The 15504-nt window shown below is 54.6% G+C and carries 14 protein-coding genes; 5 read left to right on the plus strand and 9 right to left on the minus strand.

The genetic code is table 11. The features are described from left to right. Positions 1 to 42: 42 nt before the first annotated feature. The 8 genes from H7846_RS10360 to recN all read right to left on the minus strand — a co-directional run bounded on the left by H7846_RS10360 (position 43) and on the right by recN (position 9608). The gene (locus H7846_RS10360; RefSeq protein WP_186696308.1) at positions 43 to 1089 is read right to left on the minus strand and encodes a zinc-dependent dehydrogenase; all 1047 of its coding nucleotides are present in this window, start codon (positions 1087 to 1089) and stop codon (positions 43 to 45) included. Between the two features lie 50 nt (positions 1090 to 1139). After that, the gene (locus tag H7846_RS10365; RefSeq protein WP_186691910.1) at positions 1140 to 1829 is read right to left on the minus strand and encodes a phosphorylase family protein; all 690 of its coding nucleotides are present in this window, start codon (positions 1827 to 1829) and stop codon (positions 1140 to 1142) included. Beyond that, positions 1826 to 2836, minus strand: a complete 1011-nt coding sequence (gene hpnA / locus H7846_RS10370; protein WP_186691911.1) for a hopanoid-associated sugar epimerase — start codon at positions 2834 to 2836, stop codon at positions 1826 to 1828. The genes H7846_RS10365 and hpnA overlap by 4 nt, the downstream gene beginning before the upstream one ends. A gap of 46 nt (positions 2837 to 2882) precedes the next feature. Continuing rightward, on the minus strand, positions 2883 to 3329 hold the full coding sequence (locus H7846_RS10375; RefSeq protein WP_186691912.1) for a hypothetical protein: 447 nt from the start codon (positions 3327 to 3329) through the stop codon (positions 2883 to 2885). 5 nt (positions 3330 to 3334) lie between these two features. Next, positions 3335 to 4468 (minus strand): adenosyl-hopene transferase HpnH, encoded by a 1134-nt coding sequence (gene hpnH / locus H7846_RS10380; protein ID WP_186691913.1) that lies wholly within the window; start codon positions 4466 to 4468, stop codon positions 3335 to 3337. Positions 4469 to 4497: 29 nt separating this feature from the next. Continuing rightward, positions 4498 to 6522: a squalene--hopene cyclase gene (gene shc / locus H7846_RS10385; protein WP_186691914.1), complete on the minus strand. Its 2025-nt coding sequence runs from the start codon at positions 6520 to 6522 to the stop codon at positions 4498 to 4500. Positions 6523 to 6565: 43 nt separating this feature from the next. Next, complete coding sequence (locus tag H7846_RS10390) at positions 6566 to 7579, minus strand: 4-hydroxy-3-methylbut-2-enyl diphosphate reductase (protein WP_186691915.1); 1014 nt, start codon at positions 7577 to 7579, stop codon at positions 6566 to 6568. Between the two features lie 337 nt (positions 7580 to 7916). Then, positions 7917 to 9608, minus strand: coding sequence for a DNA repair protein RecN (gene recN / locus H7846_RS10395; RefSeq protein WP_186691916.1), 1692 nt, complete (start codon positions 9606 to 9608; stop codon positions 7917 to 7919). A gap of 160 nt (positions 9609 to 9768) precedes the next feature. Here recN and H7846_RS10400 point away from each other — a divergent pair, with 160 nt between their 5' ends. The 3 genes from H7846_RS10400 to H7846_RS10410 are packed head-to-tail and all read left to right on the plus strand — an operon-like array spanning position 9769 to position 11798. Then, positions 9769 to 10575, plus strand: a complete 807-nt coding sequence (locus H7846_RS10400; RefSeq protein WP_186691917.1) for a MotA/TolQ/ExbB proton channel family protein — start codon at positions 9769 to 9771, stop codon at positions 10573 to 10575. 2 nt (positions 10576 to 10577) lie between these two features. After that, the gene (locus tag H7846_RS10405) at positions 10578 to 10991 is read left to right on the plus strand and encodes an ExbD/TolR family protein (protein WP_186691919.1); all 414 of its coding nucleotides are present in this window, start codon (positions 10578 to 10580) and stop codon (positions 10989 to 10991) included. Positions 10992 to 11003: 12 nt separating this feature from the next. Further along, positions 11004 to 11798, plus strand: a complete 795-nt coding sequence (locus H7846_RS10410; protein ID WP_186691921.1) for a TonB family protein — start codon at positions 11004 to 11006, stop codon at positions 11796 to 11798. Positions 11799 to 11804: 6 nt separating this feature from the next. On the opposite strand, the gene H7846_RS10415 is transcribed toward H7846_RS10410, so the two are convergent. Next, positions 11805 to 13151, minus strand: coding sequence for an enolase C-terminal domain-like protein (locus H7846_RS10415; RefSeq protein WP_255460546.1), 1347 nt, complete (start codon positions 13149 to 13151; stop codon positions 11805 to 11807). 32 nt (positions 13152 to 13183) lie between these two features. On the opposite strand from H7846_RS10415, the gene H7846_RS10420 reads away from it, so the two are divergent. Then, complete coding sequence (locus H7846_RS10420; RefSeq protein WP_186691925.1) at positions 13184 to 13969, plus strand: ThuA domain-containing protein; 786 nt, start codon at positions 13184 to 13186, stop codon at positions 13967 to 13969. Positions 13970 to 14053: 84 nt separating this feature from the next. After that, positions 14054 to 15433: a Tol-Pal system beta propeller repeat protein TolB gene (tolB, locus tag H7846_RS10425; protein WP_186691927.1), complete on the plus strand. Its 1380-nt coding sequence runs from the start codon at positions 14054 to 14056 to the stop codon at positions 15431 to 15433. The last annotated feature ends 71 nt before the right edge of the window (positions 15434 to 15504 follow it).

The following is a 15504-nucleotide window of genomic DNA, read 5'->3' on the forward strand; positions in this document are numbered from 1 at the left end:
TCTTCACGGAGCGATGCTCCGCTCAGAATGACAAGCACTTTCTCAAGGTTGGATAACGATCTTCATAGAGTCCGGCTGCGGGTTGGAGGCCATCTCTATCGCAGCAACTGCATCTTCAATGGAGAAACGATGTGAGATCAGTTGCGTAAGGTCGAAGTCCTTGGCATAACCATCGAGTACAAGCCGAGTGACCTCATCCTGGATTGCGACAGATGCGCTATATGATCCCATCAAGGTCTTCTCATCCATACAGACAGCAGCTGGATCGAATGGAGCTTCGCCATGTTGGGTTGCAGCGAACAGCATGACACGTCCACCAGAACGGATTGCGTTCATAGCTACCTGAATTAAGGAATTTCCGCCAACGGCAACGAGAGCTACGTCCGCTCCGCGTCCTTCGGTAGCCGCTTTTGCGGCGGCCACGACGTCTCCACGCGCATCTAAGGGGTGATCTAACCCGAATTTGGCGGCGATGGCGTGACGCTCCGGGTAGAGATCGCTCGTTAGCACAGTGGCTCCGGTTCTACGAGCCAGTGCCGCAAGAAGAATCCCAATGGGTCCCTGACCAATTACTAACACCGTTTCATCGGGCTGTAGCTTGAGGAGATCGATTGCTTTGTAGCATGTGTTTACAGGCTCGATGAAGGATGCTTGCTCAAAGGAAACATCATCTGGAATTTTTACCAGTCCGCGACGAACGATCCAATCCATAACGCGGATATATTCCGCAAAGCCACCGCCGGAGGGCTCAAAGCCCGCTGTGCAACCGACTATCTTATATGTCTCGCATTGTGCGAACGTATGTTTACGACAGTAGAAACATTCGCCGCAAGGGATGTGGTGATACGCCATGACACGATCTCCGATTTTGAAGCCGGAGACACCTTCTCCAATCGCGGCTACGATGCCTGCCATTTCGTGTCCGAAGATTCGCGGGGCAGAGTGTGAGCCGGTGTGAATCTTTTTGAGGTCCGTTCCGCAGATTCCGCAAGTGTGAATTTTGACAAGAACCTCGCCAGGACCAATCTCGGGAACAGGGACGGATTCTACACGTACATCGTTCACTCCGCGATAAACGGCGGCTCGCATCGTCTTTGGCAACTGGGTTTGTGTCACGGATCTAAACGGCTCCTCTTCGTTTATTGGACATGTTTTGCAGCAAGAAATTGATTAATCTCTTTAGCCATCGCCTGGGCCGCTAGAGTGCTGTTTCTTCCAAGCTCCCAGAGAGGTCCCCAGAATTTAGGGTGCAGCGCAACATGGGATAGAAACGACGGCATTCGCATCTGTCCACGTGGGTCGATGAACTCATTCAAGTCAGGCAGTTCTGCTTCCGATGCATCCGATACCGCCTTGAAACAAAAGAAGGGCACCTCTCGTATCAGGGCGAGACGAGCGATCGTTGCGGCTTCCATATCGACCAGTGCGGCTCCGTAGCTTTGGCGGAGCCTACCTTTCTCATTGGCATCTGCCACATGAGTCGCAGTCGCCAACGTGATTGGATCGCCCTCTGCGGCGGAGAACCTTTCTCCGGTCCCCACGTCAATGACCCGAGAAGGGCGGTAGCATTGTCTCGTCTTAATGCTCTTATCCAGCGCGCCAGCCCATCCTACAGAGATCAGCAGATCGAGCTTCCCAAAGGATTCTGCTGCTGCCACACTCCGAATGGCCGCCTGCGCGCCCATGCCACCGCATACTGCAACAAGATCGTTCTTGTTGCGAGAGGTCTTCCATAGAGTAAGACCCTTGCCCCCCAATGGCTGCTTCTTCCAACCACGGACTAAGGGCTTCAATTCGCCTGGCAACGCAGCGATAATTCCTATCCTCATAGCTGTGACCTGTCGAAGGCAGGAGCGTAACCATGCTTCACAAACCAGTCGATCGCAGAACGGAGCGCGTGATAGATCGGCAACACGCAGAAGCCAAGCTCGCGTTCGGCCCGCGCGGAGGAGGCGAACATCATCTTCTTCCCCATCCTGACAGCTTCAACGGTCGCTCGCGGCTCCTTTTTCAGGAGGCGTCCCGTAATCGTCTCATCGAAGAAGGCAAACCCCATCGCAACGGCGTGAGGAACTTTCTTCGTGGGCGAGGGCAAACCCGTGATGGCGGACATGCGATCGAGAATCTGTTTCAGGGTGAGGTTCTCTCCTCCAAGGATGTAGCGCCTGCCCGGAGTTCCGTGGTCGAGAGCAGCAAGATGCATACGCGCAACTTCTGAGACATCGACAAGATTTAATCCCGTATCCACATAGGCGGGAAACTTACGATTGAGAAAATCAACGATGATTCTTCCTGTCGGAGTCGGCTTGATGTCGCCGGGGCCGATAGGAGTTGTCGGGTTGAGAATGATCACATGCTGACCAGCAGCTGCTGCCTTGACCGCCTCCTGCTCGGCAAGAAACTTTGATCGTTTGTAGTGGCCAATCATCTCTGCCAGAGAAACAGGAGTCTCTTCATCGACGACCGAACCATCGGATTTGAACCCCATGGTTGCGACGCTGGAGGTGTAGATGATGCGTCCGATTCCGCTCTTCTGAGCGAGTTTCAGAAGTTCTCGCGTTCCATCGACGTTGGCGGCATACATCTCCTGCGGGTCGCGGACCCACAGCCTATAGTCCGCTGCTACATGGACCAGAGCATCGCACCCCTGGAGCGCGGATTGAAATTCTTCCGGCCGCCGCAGATCTCCTGTGACGAGATCGGCATTCAAACCTTCCAGAGAATTGAGATTGCTGGTCTTACGCGTGAGGAGTCGAAGCTGAGCTCCTGCGGCGGCATACTGACGCGCCACATGCGATCCCACAAAGCCAGTCGCTCCAGTAATAAATGCGCGCACGTGCTATCTTTCCCCGGGTCGTCGGGTGCTTAGATTCGGAAAGAATTTAGTCCAGCTTTTCTGGCTCAATCTGAATGTTTTTCTCGCCAGCAGCTTTCTTTTCCCAATATTTTTTTACCCAGGCTTCAAAGGTTTTTCCAGCTGCATTGTCGCGCCCTGTAAAGGCGAGTGCAGCGATATCCGCGTAGCTTATGTTGATCTTGTTACGGTCGTTGATTGGAATAACGCGAACAGACGAGTCTTCGAGCGAAGTTCCGGAACGACGATCAAAGAGATAACCTTCTACCTTCGAACCATCCTTCCGGGTTATCGTGACATCGCCACGATAATCGAAGGCTTTTTCCAATGCCTCACGAATCTCTGCATCGGTCGCGAGGGCAGGAATCCAACCTTCAAGGTTCTCCTTTTCGCGACCTGCGATGGTTTCGAGTTCATCGGCATTGTGTTGCCGCAGCTGCTCAATCTTGAGATGCTCTTGTTGCTCTGTTGCCATCGTGCTTAATCTCCTGAAACCGGCTGAAGTTCGTCGCTGGATGAGCCCTGAATCTGTACCAGCGGATTGGTATGAGCAGTGGGTTTCCATTCATTCAACAGCTTCTGCGCATCTGCATCCGGATAGAGCGGCTTGAGCATAAACTTCTTCGCTGTCTCGATAAATCCACCGAGCGAACTGAAGGCATAATCAACTGCCGAAGCCTCGTGACCGGAATGAACCATGCAGTTGGCACACTGCGGATTGCCGCTCTTGGCGCCGTAGTTTTCCCAGTTGGTCGTCTCCATCAGCTCCTGGAAGGTATCGGCGTAGCCGTCCTGCAGCAGGTAGCATGGCTTCTGCCAACCGAAGATCGAGAAGGTCGGCATGCCCCACGGTGTGCACTCAAAGTTCCGCTTACCCATTAGAAACTCGGAGAAGAGGGGATGCGTATTAAACTCCCACGACTTCTTGCGGTTCGAGAGAATCGCACGGAAGAGTCGTCGTGATTTTGCCTTGCCGAGGAAGTGGTTCTGGTCTGGGGCCTTGTCATAGGTATATCCCGGGGAGACCATCATGCTTTCGACACCGGCAGCCATCAACTGATCGAAGTGGCGACGCACGCTGTTCGGATCAGCACCATCAAAGAGTGTCGTGTTGGTGGTTACACGGAAGCCTGCGGCTACAGCAGCACGGATTCCTTCCATTGCGAGGTCGTATCCGCCTTCGCGGCATACCGAGAAGTCGTGATGTTCGCGTTCTCCATCAACGTGCACTGAGAAGGAGAGATACTTCGATGGCTTGAACAGGTGCAGCTTCTCTTTCAGCAGGAGCGCATTAGTGCACATGTACACATATTTTTTGCGCGCTACCAAGCCGGCTACGATCTCCGGCATCTTCGGATGCAACAGAGGCTCACCACCGGGAATGGAAACCATCGGGGCCCCGCACTCTTCAACTGCCCGGAAGCACTCTTCGGGAGTCAGTTCTGCCTTAAGGATGTGCGCCGGATACTGAATCTTCCCACAGCCTGCGCAGGCGAGGTTGCAGCGAAAGAGCGGCTCCAGCATCAGCACCAAGGGATAACGTTTACGCCCCTTCAGCTTCTGCGTCAGTACATAACTTGCGACCGTCCATGCCTGTGAAACTGGTACTGCCATTCGGGGTTTCCTCCCAAAAAATCTATAGTTCAGCTAGCCTGTTCGGCTGCTTCACGCTCCATAGCGCGTTGGTATGTCGTTAGAGACAGCAAAGGAAAGTACTGCTTATACAGGTGGTATCCCAGATAAAACACTCGAGGGAATCCAGTACCGGTGTAATAGCTCTCCCCATTTCTTCCGGGCACAAGCTCGTCCCAGCTTCCATCTTCGTGCTGGCGCTCTGTCAGCCAGCGAACTCCCTTGGCGACTGAATCAGAACGTGTGTCTCCGGCAGCGAGCAGTCCGAGAAGAGCCCACGCTGTCTGCGAAGGAGTACTGGGGCCGATCCCGCGCTGATTGGGATCATCATAGGTTCCACAAGTCTCTCCCCATCCACCGTCGGCGTTCTGGACCGAACGAACCCACTCAGCAGCTTGCTGGATGGCCGGCTCGTGATTCCAGATTCCCATCGCCTCCAGACCGCGGAGAACGAGGAAAGTACCGTAAAGGTAGTTCACTCCCCAACGGCCAAACCAGCTTCCATCAGGTTCCTGTTCCTTCAGGATGAACTGGATTGCCTTTTCAACTCTGGGATCTTTGCGCGTAAATCCATATTGCGCCAGCATCTCCAGCATTCGCCCCGTGATATCCACTGTTGGCGGGTCAAGCATGGCGTTATGGTCGGCAAATGGGATGTACTGGAAGATCATCTTTGTATTGTCTTTATCAAAGCTGGCCCAGCCGCCGTTTTTGCACTGCATGGCCCAGATCCAGTTCAGGGCACGCTGGCAAACCTCGTATTGATAACGCTCTCGAGGATTATCGACACAATTCAGAGCAAGAAGAACCTGACCGGTATCATCGACATCCGGGTAGAACTCGTTGTTGAACTCGAAGTACCATCCACCGGGCTCAACGTTTCGAACCTTCTCTGCCCAGTCGCCTTTTGTCCGAACCTCTTTGGAGAGAATCCAATCGGCCGCCTTCAGCATTCGGGGATCATTCCTGTCAACGCCAGCCTCTCCTAGGGCATACATCGCCTGTGCTGTATCCCACACCGGCGGGAAGCAGGGCTGCATCCGGAAGGTTGGGGTGGGATAGTCCAGCGTTCCTTCAGGGCAATCGATTCCTAGCTTTTCGAACTCGTCCATTGCGCGAATCAGCTGCGGATCATCAAAGGATCGACCGAGATATCGGAGCGCCACAATCGAGTTCAGCATGGCGGGGTAGATCGCGCCCAGGCCATCCGATTTCTCGAATCGCTCCAGCATCCATTTTTCGGCCTTTCGGATCGCAACTTTGCGCAGAGGGCGGATATGGACCCGTTCAAACCAGTGCGTTAACCGATCGAAGAAGAGAAAGAAGTTTCGCCAACTGATGGGGGTCTTCGTATCCCAACGCAGGTGCAGATTGGCATTCTGACGCCCTCCGACAAAAAGCTCGTCGATTCCCTGTTCCGGTGGGAGCTTTTTAAAAGGCTTTTTGGCGTAGATGATGGAGAGCGGGACGAGAATCCCACGAGACCAGGAAGAGATCTCGTAGATGTTGAAGTAGAACCAGTTTGGAAAGAGTACGATCTCCGGCGGAATCGCGGGAACCGCGTCATAGTCGTACTGGCCTAACGCGCACAGATAAATCTTCGTGAACGTGTTGCATTCAATTACTCCGCCATGCGCGAGGACCCATTCTCGCGCTTTGACCATCAAAGGATGATCTGCCGACCATCCCATTAATTTGAGCGCAAGGTACGACTTGACTCCATAGTTGATATTGGAGGGGCCGCCGGGATAGAGACTCCATCCACCGTCTTCATTCTGGTGACGGAGGATCTCGTTCATGGCCCGCTGCATTTTGCCGGGATCCCCGGTGCCCAGCAACGTGTGCATGAAGATGTAGTCGGCTTCGAGCATGACGTCTGCTTCGAGTTCGCCACACCAATATCCATCGGGATGCTGCTGATCCAACAACCAATCCTTAGAGCGCCGAATACTATCGACGACCTGATCCAACCCAAGATCCAATCGACCAAAACGGGGCTGTGTCGGAGTTTGCGGGTTCCCTGAAGTTTTACTCATCGACGACTCTCAAAAAGCGCGAGAAACGATTGATTGCAATCCCTTACTGCGCTGCCGGTGGAGCGGATGCAATCGCCTGAACGATCTCAGGCGGAAGTCCAAAGCGAACATTTTCGGGCATGACCTCGACCTCTTCGACCGAGCTATATCCCCTCGCCTGGAGATAATTGACGACTTCCTGAACCAGAACTTCTGGAGCCGAAGCTCCGGCCGTGACTGCAACCGTGCTCACTCCTTCCAGCCAGGAGGGCTGAATATCTTCAGCTTTATCGATCAGGTAGGACTTTGTGCCTAGGTTCTGTGAAACCTCTACCAATCGGTTGGAGTTGGAACTGTTTCGCGAGCCAACGACGAGAACAACATCCGCCCCGTGAGCGACGTTCTTCACTGCCGTCTGGCGGTTTTCAGTTGCATAGCAGATGTCCTGAGCATGAGGTCCGACGATATTCGGGAACTTCTTCTTCAGAGCATCGATCATGTATTTGGCTTCATCCAGTGAAAGCGTCGTCTGGGTAAGATAAGCCACTTTGTTTGGGTCGGGAACGACGAGCGCTTCGACCTCTTCGACGGTGGAAACCACCTGTGTAACTTCAGGAGCTTCGCCCTGGGTTCCCTCCACTTCCTCGTGATCCCGGTGGCCAACCAGAACCAGAGAGTAACCCTGCTTTGCGAATTTAATCGCCTCGACGTGCACCTTCGTAACCAGCGGACAGGTGGCGTCGACAACCTTCAGATTACGATCTTTCGCGCGCTGTCGTACGGCTGGAGAGACGCCGTGTGCTGAATAGATCACGCGGGCGCCCTCGGGCACCTCATCCAGCTCGTTAACGAAGATCGCTCCCTTCTTCGCTAGATCATCAACGACGTAGCTGTTATGTACGATCTCCTTCCGAACATAGATCGGAGCGCCAAAGGTCTCTAGGGCGATTCGAACGATATCGATCGCGCGCACAACTCCTGCACAAAAGCCTCGGGGCTTGAGGAGGAGGACACGTTTGGTCGTTGTGGAAGGGCCGCTCTCGGTTACAACAACAGGGTCGAGGGTCGTAGTGGTCACCTGATAAGTATACCGCGTTAAAGGGCAAGGTGCTGAGATGGAACCACATCTGATTCTGAGGTGATCTTTCTGAATCGATTACCCTTCCGTCTGTTGCGTGGATATCAACCAGCGCAATCAGGATGCCCACAATTACATTTCAGAGTCATAAACTTCCGCGAATCTTCACATTGGGAGGAGCAGTACTTGCTTCCCGGCTGAGCCATACAGCTGCAACCCTGCTTTGCACATTTCTGGGGAGTATTTGACATAGCCAGATCCCTCCGAAGGACCTTTATTGGTACCTTCGGATGCCCTTTCGGAGGAGAGGGATGTGCGAATAAAGAACGAGAAGGGTTTATCGGCTGGTTTGGAGCAGATGCTCGGCGTGCTTCAGACTGGTTTCGGTGAGATGTTCCCCGCTGAGCATCCGGGCAATTTCGCGAGCACGTTCGGTTTCTTCCATCTTGCGAATCCCGGTTTGAGTCCTTCCGCGCTTCTCTTCTTTCTCAATAAGGAAATGATGATCGGCAAATGCCGCAATTTGTGGAAGATGCGTAATGCACAACACCTGTTGCCCACGTGCGAGCGCCTTGAGCTTCTTCCCCACCGCTTCCGCAGCTCGGCCGCCGATGCCGATGTCAATCTCGTCGAAGACGAGCGTTCGGGGAAGCAGGCTCTTTCTCTTGCGTGCAGGTCCCTGCTTCCCTTCCTCCACCGTGACCTTCAGGGCCAACAAGACCCGGGACATTTCGCCACCAGAAGCGATTTCGTCCAGCGGCTTGAGCGGCTCACCCGGGTTGGTGGCAATTCTATATTCGATCCGGTCCCAACCATGGGAAGTCCACGAGGGCTGATCCTGTTCAGGATTGACCGCTACCTCAAAGCGCGCGTTCATAGCCAGATCATTGATCTGGACAACGGCCAGCTTCTGTAAACGGCTAGCCGCCTCTTTGCGGAGATCTGTAACCTTCACTGCCGCTTCCTGATAATTCGCGGCGTCTTTTTGCAGCTTCGATCTTAACTTTGTGAGAACGGCATCCCGGTTTTCGACCTCTGACAGCTTTCGCATCGATTCGGCTCCGAAAGAGATGACTTCAGCGAGGGTCTGGCCATATTTGCGTTTGAGTCGATCGAGCGCCGCTAGTCGATCCTCGATCTCTTCCAATCGGCCAGGAGATGCATTCACGTTCTCAGCAAACTCTCGAACCTCTGCATTGATGTCTTCGACGGTAGCTTTCGCCGCAGTCAGTTGTTGCACTGCGCCGACAAAACGAGAATCGAACCTTGCAAGATCTTCCACATGCTTTAGAGCGGCTCCAAGTGTAGTTTCGGCCGAACTTTCACTCTCATACAGCAGTTCATGCACGCTCATGGCTGCGGTATATAGCTTCTCGGAGTTCGCAAGCACTCTTTTTTCGGTTTCGAGTTGGGCATCCTCGTCCTCGGAGGTGAGCTGTGCTTGCTCAATCTCGTTTGCCTGAAATCGCCACAGGTCGGCCATACGCAGGCGATCCTGCTCGTCGGCCTCCAGCTCTGCCAGCTTCGTGGTTGTCTCTCGCCATGCGGCATGGGCCTCAGCAATAGCATCCGTCGATATCTCCGCAAAACGATCGAGCAACATCCGCTGTTGCGCCTGATCGAAGGCACCCATGGTTTCGCCTTGCGTGTGTATTAGCGCCAGTTCCGGAGCGAGTTGGCGAAGCACGCTGACGGTCGCGGGCTGATTGTTGATGAAGACCCTGCCCTTTCCGTTTGCAGCAATTTCGCGGCGAATGAGAATCACATCTGTTTCCGGATCAATGCCATTTGCTTCGAGAACCGACAAGGCCCCTGGGGTCATCTCGAAGACACAGGAAAGGACTGCTTTCTCCTCTCCGTGCCGAACCACATCAGAAGAAGCTTTGCCCCCGAGGAGCATCTGGAGAGCGTCGATCAGAATCGACTTTCCGGCACCCGTCTCTCCTGTCATCAGGTTGAGCCCTGGCCCGAAAGAGGCGACCGTCCGGTCGATGACAGCATAGTTTTCTGCGCGCAATTCGAGCAGCATACCTCTCGGCCTCAAGGAAGGATGTACGCCGAGCATAGCAAAACCCGCAGTCCTGTGCTTACACACTGAGGAATCAAGATGATGCACCACGGAAGATGCTCCCCGCTGCGCCAGTGCTTCGTCCAACGATTTACACTACCTGTTGGTGGACAAAATAACTATGGTCTGGACCTTAGCCCTCGCACTTCACTTCCTCCAGGAAGACGCAGCCGTTCCTCCCACTTCGACCAGTTCTTCCGCTCTTGCGGAGATGATTCACAACAGCGGCCCGGTCGCTTTTACGGTCCTGGTTCTTCTGCTGCTGGCGAGCATCTTTTCCTGGACGATCATGCTCTCGAAATGGTCGAGCTTCGGTAAGGCCGATAAACAGAGCAAGCGGTTTCTCCGCGCCTTTCGCAAATCGAGCCGGCTGAGCGAAGTTGCCACAGTTGCGGAACAGTTCCGCCCCAGCCCTCTGGTCTCGGTCTTCAACGAGATTCATGATGAATATCAACGCCAGAATGGCGGGCGCGGACTTCCGCGGAATGGTGTGGCGCTGGAACGGGCTGCTGCAACAGCCTCCAGCGAAGCCCTGACGATGATGGAGTCGCGCATGACCTGGCTGGCGACGATCGCGGCAATTGCTCCCTTTATCGGGTTATTTGGAACCGTATGGGGAATCATCGATGCTTTTCATGGTCTGGGTACGGCCGGTGCAGCGACACTTCGGGCGGTGGCTCCTGGCATCTCTGAAGCTCTGATTACAACCGCCGCGGGTCTGGTGGTCGCGATTCCGGCTGTTATTGGTTACAACCAGCTGACGGCACGGCTCCGCGAGTTCGGTTCGCGCATGGACGATTTTGGCCGGGAGCTGCTGAATGCGATTGAAAATGCAGCGATGCTTTCACCAGGACAAGCGCCGCAGGCATCTGCTCCGACATACGCGCCAGTTGAGGAGCCGCAACCGCCCCGCCGGAGAGGCTTTTAGTCATGGCCTTCAATACGAAAGGACGTACGCAGACTGCACTTGCGGAGATCAACATCACTCCGCTGGTGGATGTCGTCCTCGTGCTTCTGCTCATCTTTATGCTCACTGCGCCGGTGTTGCAGTCGGGGATTGATGTTGCGATTCCAAAGACCCGCACCGTCAATCAGGTCACCGAAGATCGAATGGTGGTGACGATTGATCGCGACCAGAATGTGTTTCTGCAGGACAAGCCGGTGAACGTCAATGAGCTTCCTACAAGATTGCGCACCACTGGCAATGGCGATCCAGCGAAACGAGTGATCTACCTTCGCGCGGATGAGCGAGTTCCCTTTGGCGCATTTGCGTCTGTAATGGATGCGGTCAAGCAGGCAGGCATCACCAACATCAGCATTGTTACCCGTCCTATCGAGAAATAAGCACGACGAATTATGGCAGACCTGAGCTGGAATCCGGATGAATCGTTCGCAGAGGAAAACCTGCGCGGAAAATTTATCGGCTCGATTATTCTTCATGTCACGGTAGCCGCCATGATTACCGGATTAGCTTGGCTCCACGATCGGGGCCATAACTGGGGCGAAAATGCAGAGACGGCCGGAGCGATTCAGGCCACCATGGTTGCTTCCCTTCCGCTGCCACCAAAGCAACGAGAACTTGATACGGGTGTTTTGACATCGGAAAATCCCAGTCCAGCACCTTTGATTGCTCCGGAGAAGACGGAACCGCCTCCAATGCCTGAGGCTATTCCGATTCCGCAGAAGATAACGAAGCCCCCCAAGGTAGCGGAGAAGCCGACTCCTGCGCCTCCAAAACACCCGCAACCCACTCCTCCGCAGCCGAATAAGGCGGCAACGGGAGAGACAGCGGGCATCCGCATTCCACAGTCGACGCTTGAGCTTAAAAACGGAACGGCCTCAGCAATGGTGCAGGACCGCACGTTTGGCGCCCGTTTCGCCTACTACGTCAACATTGTGAATCGAACCGTCGCGCAGAACTGGTTTGTCAGGGAAGCTGACCCGCGGGCCTCACTCGGCAAGAGTGTCGTCGTCGTCTTCGACATCAACCGAACGGGACAGCCATCGAATCCCCGCATCGAAACGCAGAGCGGCTCACCAACCCTCGATCAGTCCGCTGTTCGCGCTGTACAGCGCGTCGACAGCTTCGGTCCGCTTCCTGCCGGAGATCACATCACCGTCGAGTACACCTTTCATTACACGCAGCCCTGATCGACACTACTGCTTGATCACCGTTCCATCCGCGCGTCTGATCTCGCCCCATCCTCCATTCAATCCATTTCTGCTTTGAGTAAATGGAGCTTTCGCGGCTTCTTTCTCGTCGATCTCGATCCCCCATCCCGGAGTCTCGTTTACCCAGAAGTAGCCATCTCTCATCTCCGGGCATCCGTGGAAGATCTGCTTCGTCCGATCATTGAATGGCGTGTACTCCTGGATGCCGAAATTTGGACTCACAATGTCCAGCGTCACCTGCGCCATGTGTCCCACTGGTGAAACGTCTCCCGGGCCATGCCATGCTGTCTTCACTCCAAAGGTTTCTGCCAGAATTGCGACTTTTCGGGCCGGGGTCAGCCCTCCCATCTGCGACAGATGGCACCGGATATAGTCGATCAGCCTTCCTTCGATCAACGGCTGCCACTCATGTGGCGAGTTGAATAGCTCTCCCATGGCAATCGGAGTCGCGCAGTTATCGCGGATTTGCTTGAAATACGCGATATCTTCAGGTGACAGCGGGTCCTCCACGAAAAACATATGGAACTTTTCTGCCTCTTTGCAGAACTGGACCGCCTGGTTCGGCGAGAGTCGCTCGTGAACATCGTGCAGCAGGTTCACTTCCTCGCCTAGCTCCGTGCGGCATGTCTCCAGCATCTTCAGCGCCCGCCGCATATAGATCGCCGGTTCAAAGAACGGTTTGTCGTGCAAAGGCTTGTACGTTGTCTGGCTTCCACTCCTTGAGCCGTACCCTGCCATCCCCGGCACACCGATCTGTACCCGTACATTACGGAATCCCTGATCCATGTACCCCTTGGCCGAGGCCACCACATCCTTGAAATCCGCGCCATCGGCGTGTGCGTATGTGTCCACCGCCTCGCGTACCTTGCCTCCCAAAAGCTGGTACACCGGCATCCCGGCCTGACGTCCCTTAATGTCCCACAGAGCCTCATCGATCCCGCTGATCGCATTGTTCAGTACCGGTCCATTTTTCCAGTACGAACTGTCGTAGCAGGTCCACCAGATGTCCTCGATTCGGTCGGTTGTCTTTCCCATCAACAACGGTTTCAGATACCGATCGACCGCCGGCTTCACCAGGTCCGCTCTCTGCGTAAATGTCCCGCAACCGTAACCGTAGAGGCCATCCTGATCCGTCGTAATCTTCACGACGGTCAACCGAGATCCCGCCGGCTCGCACTCGATCACACGAATGTCCTTAATCTTCGGAGCCGGCATCCCGCGCGTTGCTTTCTCCACCTGCGCCTCGGCCCTCTGGTCCATCGCGAGAAACGGAGCCGTCACACCACACATGGTCGAGGCCGTGGCCATCTTCAAAAGATTCCGTCGGTTCATCGTCATAACATCAAGAAGATTACACTGCTGCAGTGCCCCTCTTCTCCAGAATCACGCCTCTTCTCATCGCCCTTATTCTGGCCGCTCCTCTTCTCAGCCAACAGCCCAGAATCCTTGTCTATACCCGCAACTACACTCCCGACGGCAAGGGCTACGTCCATGACAACATCGCAACCAGTGTCGAAGCCATTCGCAGGATGGGAGCCGAAAGCCACTTCACTGTCGATACCTCTGATTCTCCTGATGTCTTCACCGACGACAACCTCAAGCAATATGCCGCTCTCGTCTTCAGCAATAGCAACAACGAAGCCTTCACTACCGACGATCAGCGCGCCGCCTTCAGGCGTTACATCCAATCCCATCACGGCTTCGTCGCCCTTCATTCCGGATCAGGCTCCGAGCGCTCCTGGCCCTACTATTGGCAGGTCGTTGGCGGCAAGTTTGTCGAGCACCCCGTCCTTCAGACCTTCACCGTCCATGTGACCGATTCCGACTCTCCGATCACAAAAGGACTGGACGCCGACTTCGCCTGGACCGACGAGTGCTATTTCACCGATCATCAGAGTCCCGACATTCATCCCCTCCTAACCACTGATCGCACCAAACTTCGAGGCCTCGACAAGATGCGCCGCTCGGATCCCAATACCTATCCCAATCCTCTCCCCCTTGCGTGGACTCAGACCTTCGACGGCAGCCGCGAGTTCTATCTCGCCCTTGGGCACCGCAAAGAGGATTACGCCAATCCCATCCTCTACAATCTCATTCGTCGCGGTATCCTCTGGTCTATCAACGCGCAATCGGCTTCCAGTCGCCCATAAAAACACGTTTCGGTACAAATATTGGTTCGCAATCTCACCCCGAAAATAACCTTCTGCACTCTCTTTGCGTCTACGATAAAAGAGATGACAAAACGTCGCGTTCGTTCTCTGCTCAAAATTTTGCGTTTCGTCGGGCCTGTTGTTACTGCCTCCGCATGTCTTTTCTTCGCCACAGCCAGTCCCGCTATGGCGCAGGACTGGTTTAAGACGGAAACTTCCAGTGGCGTCTCCAACATTCGAATTGCAGCCGCGGACTTTAAGGCCGTTTCAGCCGATCCTCAAGCAGGCCCATTAAAGCAGACCTTCGATACCACCCTCTTTAACGATCTCTCGAATGCCGGCATCTTCGACATGGTCTCCAAGAGCATGTTGCCTCAGGCTTCACCGGGTGCCCCGGGAGAGATCAACCTTGCACAATGGGCTGCGCCGCCTACTTCTGCCGCCATGGTCACCTTTGGAGCCTTTGGGACCTCGGGTGGACGCATTACGGTGAATGGGTATCTTTTTGATGCGAAGAACACACAATTCCCCCAGGTGCTCTCGAAGCAGTACAACGAGGAAGCCTCTGAGGATATGGCTCGGCAGATCGCCCATCGGTTTGCCGATGAGATTATCTTCCGCCTCGGCGGCGGTATTCCCGGCATCGCAGAGACCAAAATTTACTACGTGAAGGTTGCAGGCGGAAATAAAGAGATTTGGGCGATGGACTACGATGGAGCCAACCAGCACCAGATCACCCATCTTGGTACGATCTCGATCTCTCCTCGTGTCTCGCCGGACAATAGTCGGATTGCCTTCTCTTCTCTGGGACGGGATGGTTTTCAGATCCGGATGTACTCTCTGCTGTTGAACCGGATGGTTAACTTCTCCTCCCTCGGGGGGACCAATCTTTCACCTGCCTGGTCACCTGACGGTCGTCAACTGGCCTTCTCCTCTTCTCGAACGGGAGATCCGGAGATCTACCTCACAGATTCCAACGGGGGCGGGATGAAGCGAATTACCAGCTTCCGTGGTCCCGACGTCTCCCCTGTCTTCAATCCGAAGACAGGATCGCAAATTGCCTGGATCAGCGGTCGCACAGGATTGCCGCAACTCTATATCATGGATGTCGATGGATCCGCTGTAACGCGTTTAACCGATGGAGGTTATGCAACTTCCGTCTCCTGGTCTCCCAATGGTCAGTTCCTAGCATTCGCATGGAACCGCAAATATGGGCCAGGCGCGCCGGGCGGTCAAGATATCTATGTCATGGAAATTTCCACAAAGCGCTGGATCCAAGTTACGCATGATATCGGCCGTTGCGACTTTCCGTCATGGTCGCCAGATGGTCGCCATATCGTGTTCGCGAACTCCCCGGACGGCCGTGCCTCGAGCACGCGTATCGTTTCCATGCTGGTCGATGGCACAGGGCGGCATAACCTGACTGGTCCTGGTGCTGATATGCCAAATTGGAGCTGGAAGTAATCAGTTCCCTGCGAGATTCACTATAGATCTCACAGATAACCTGAACCTTCGTTGTATTGATTGATAGAAGA

Source organism: Edaphobacter sp. 4G125 (assembly GCF_014274685.1).
Classification (GTDB): Bacteria; Acidobacteriota; Terriglobia; order Terriglobales; family Acidobacteriaceae; genus Edaphobacter.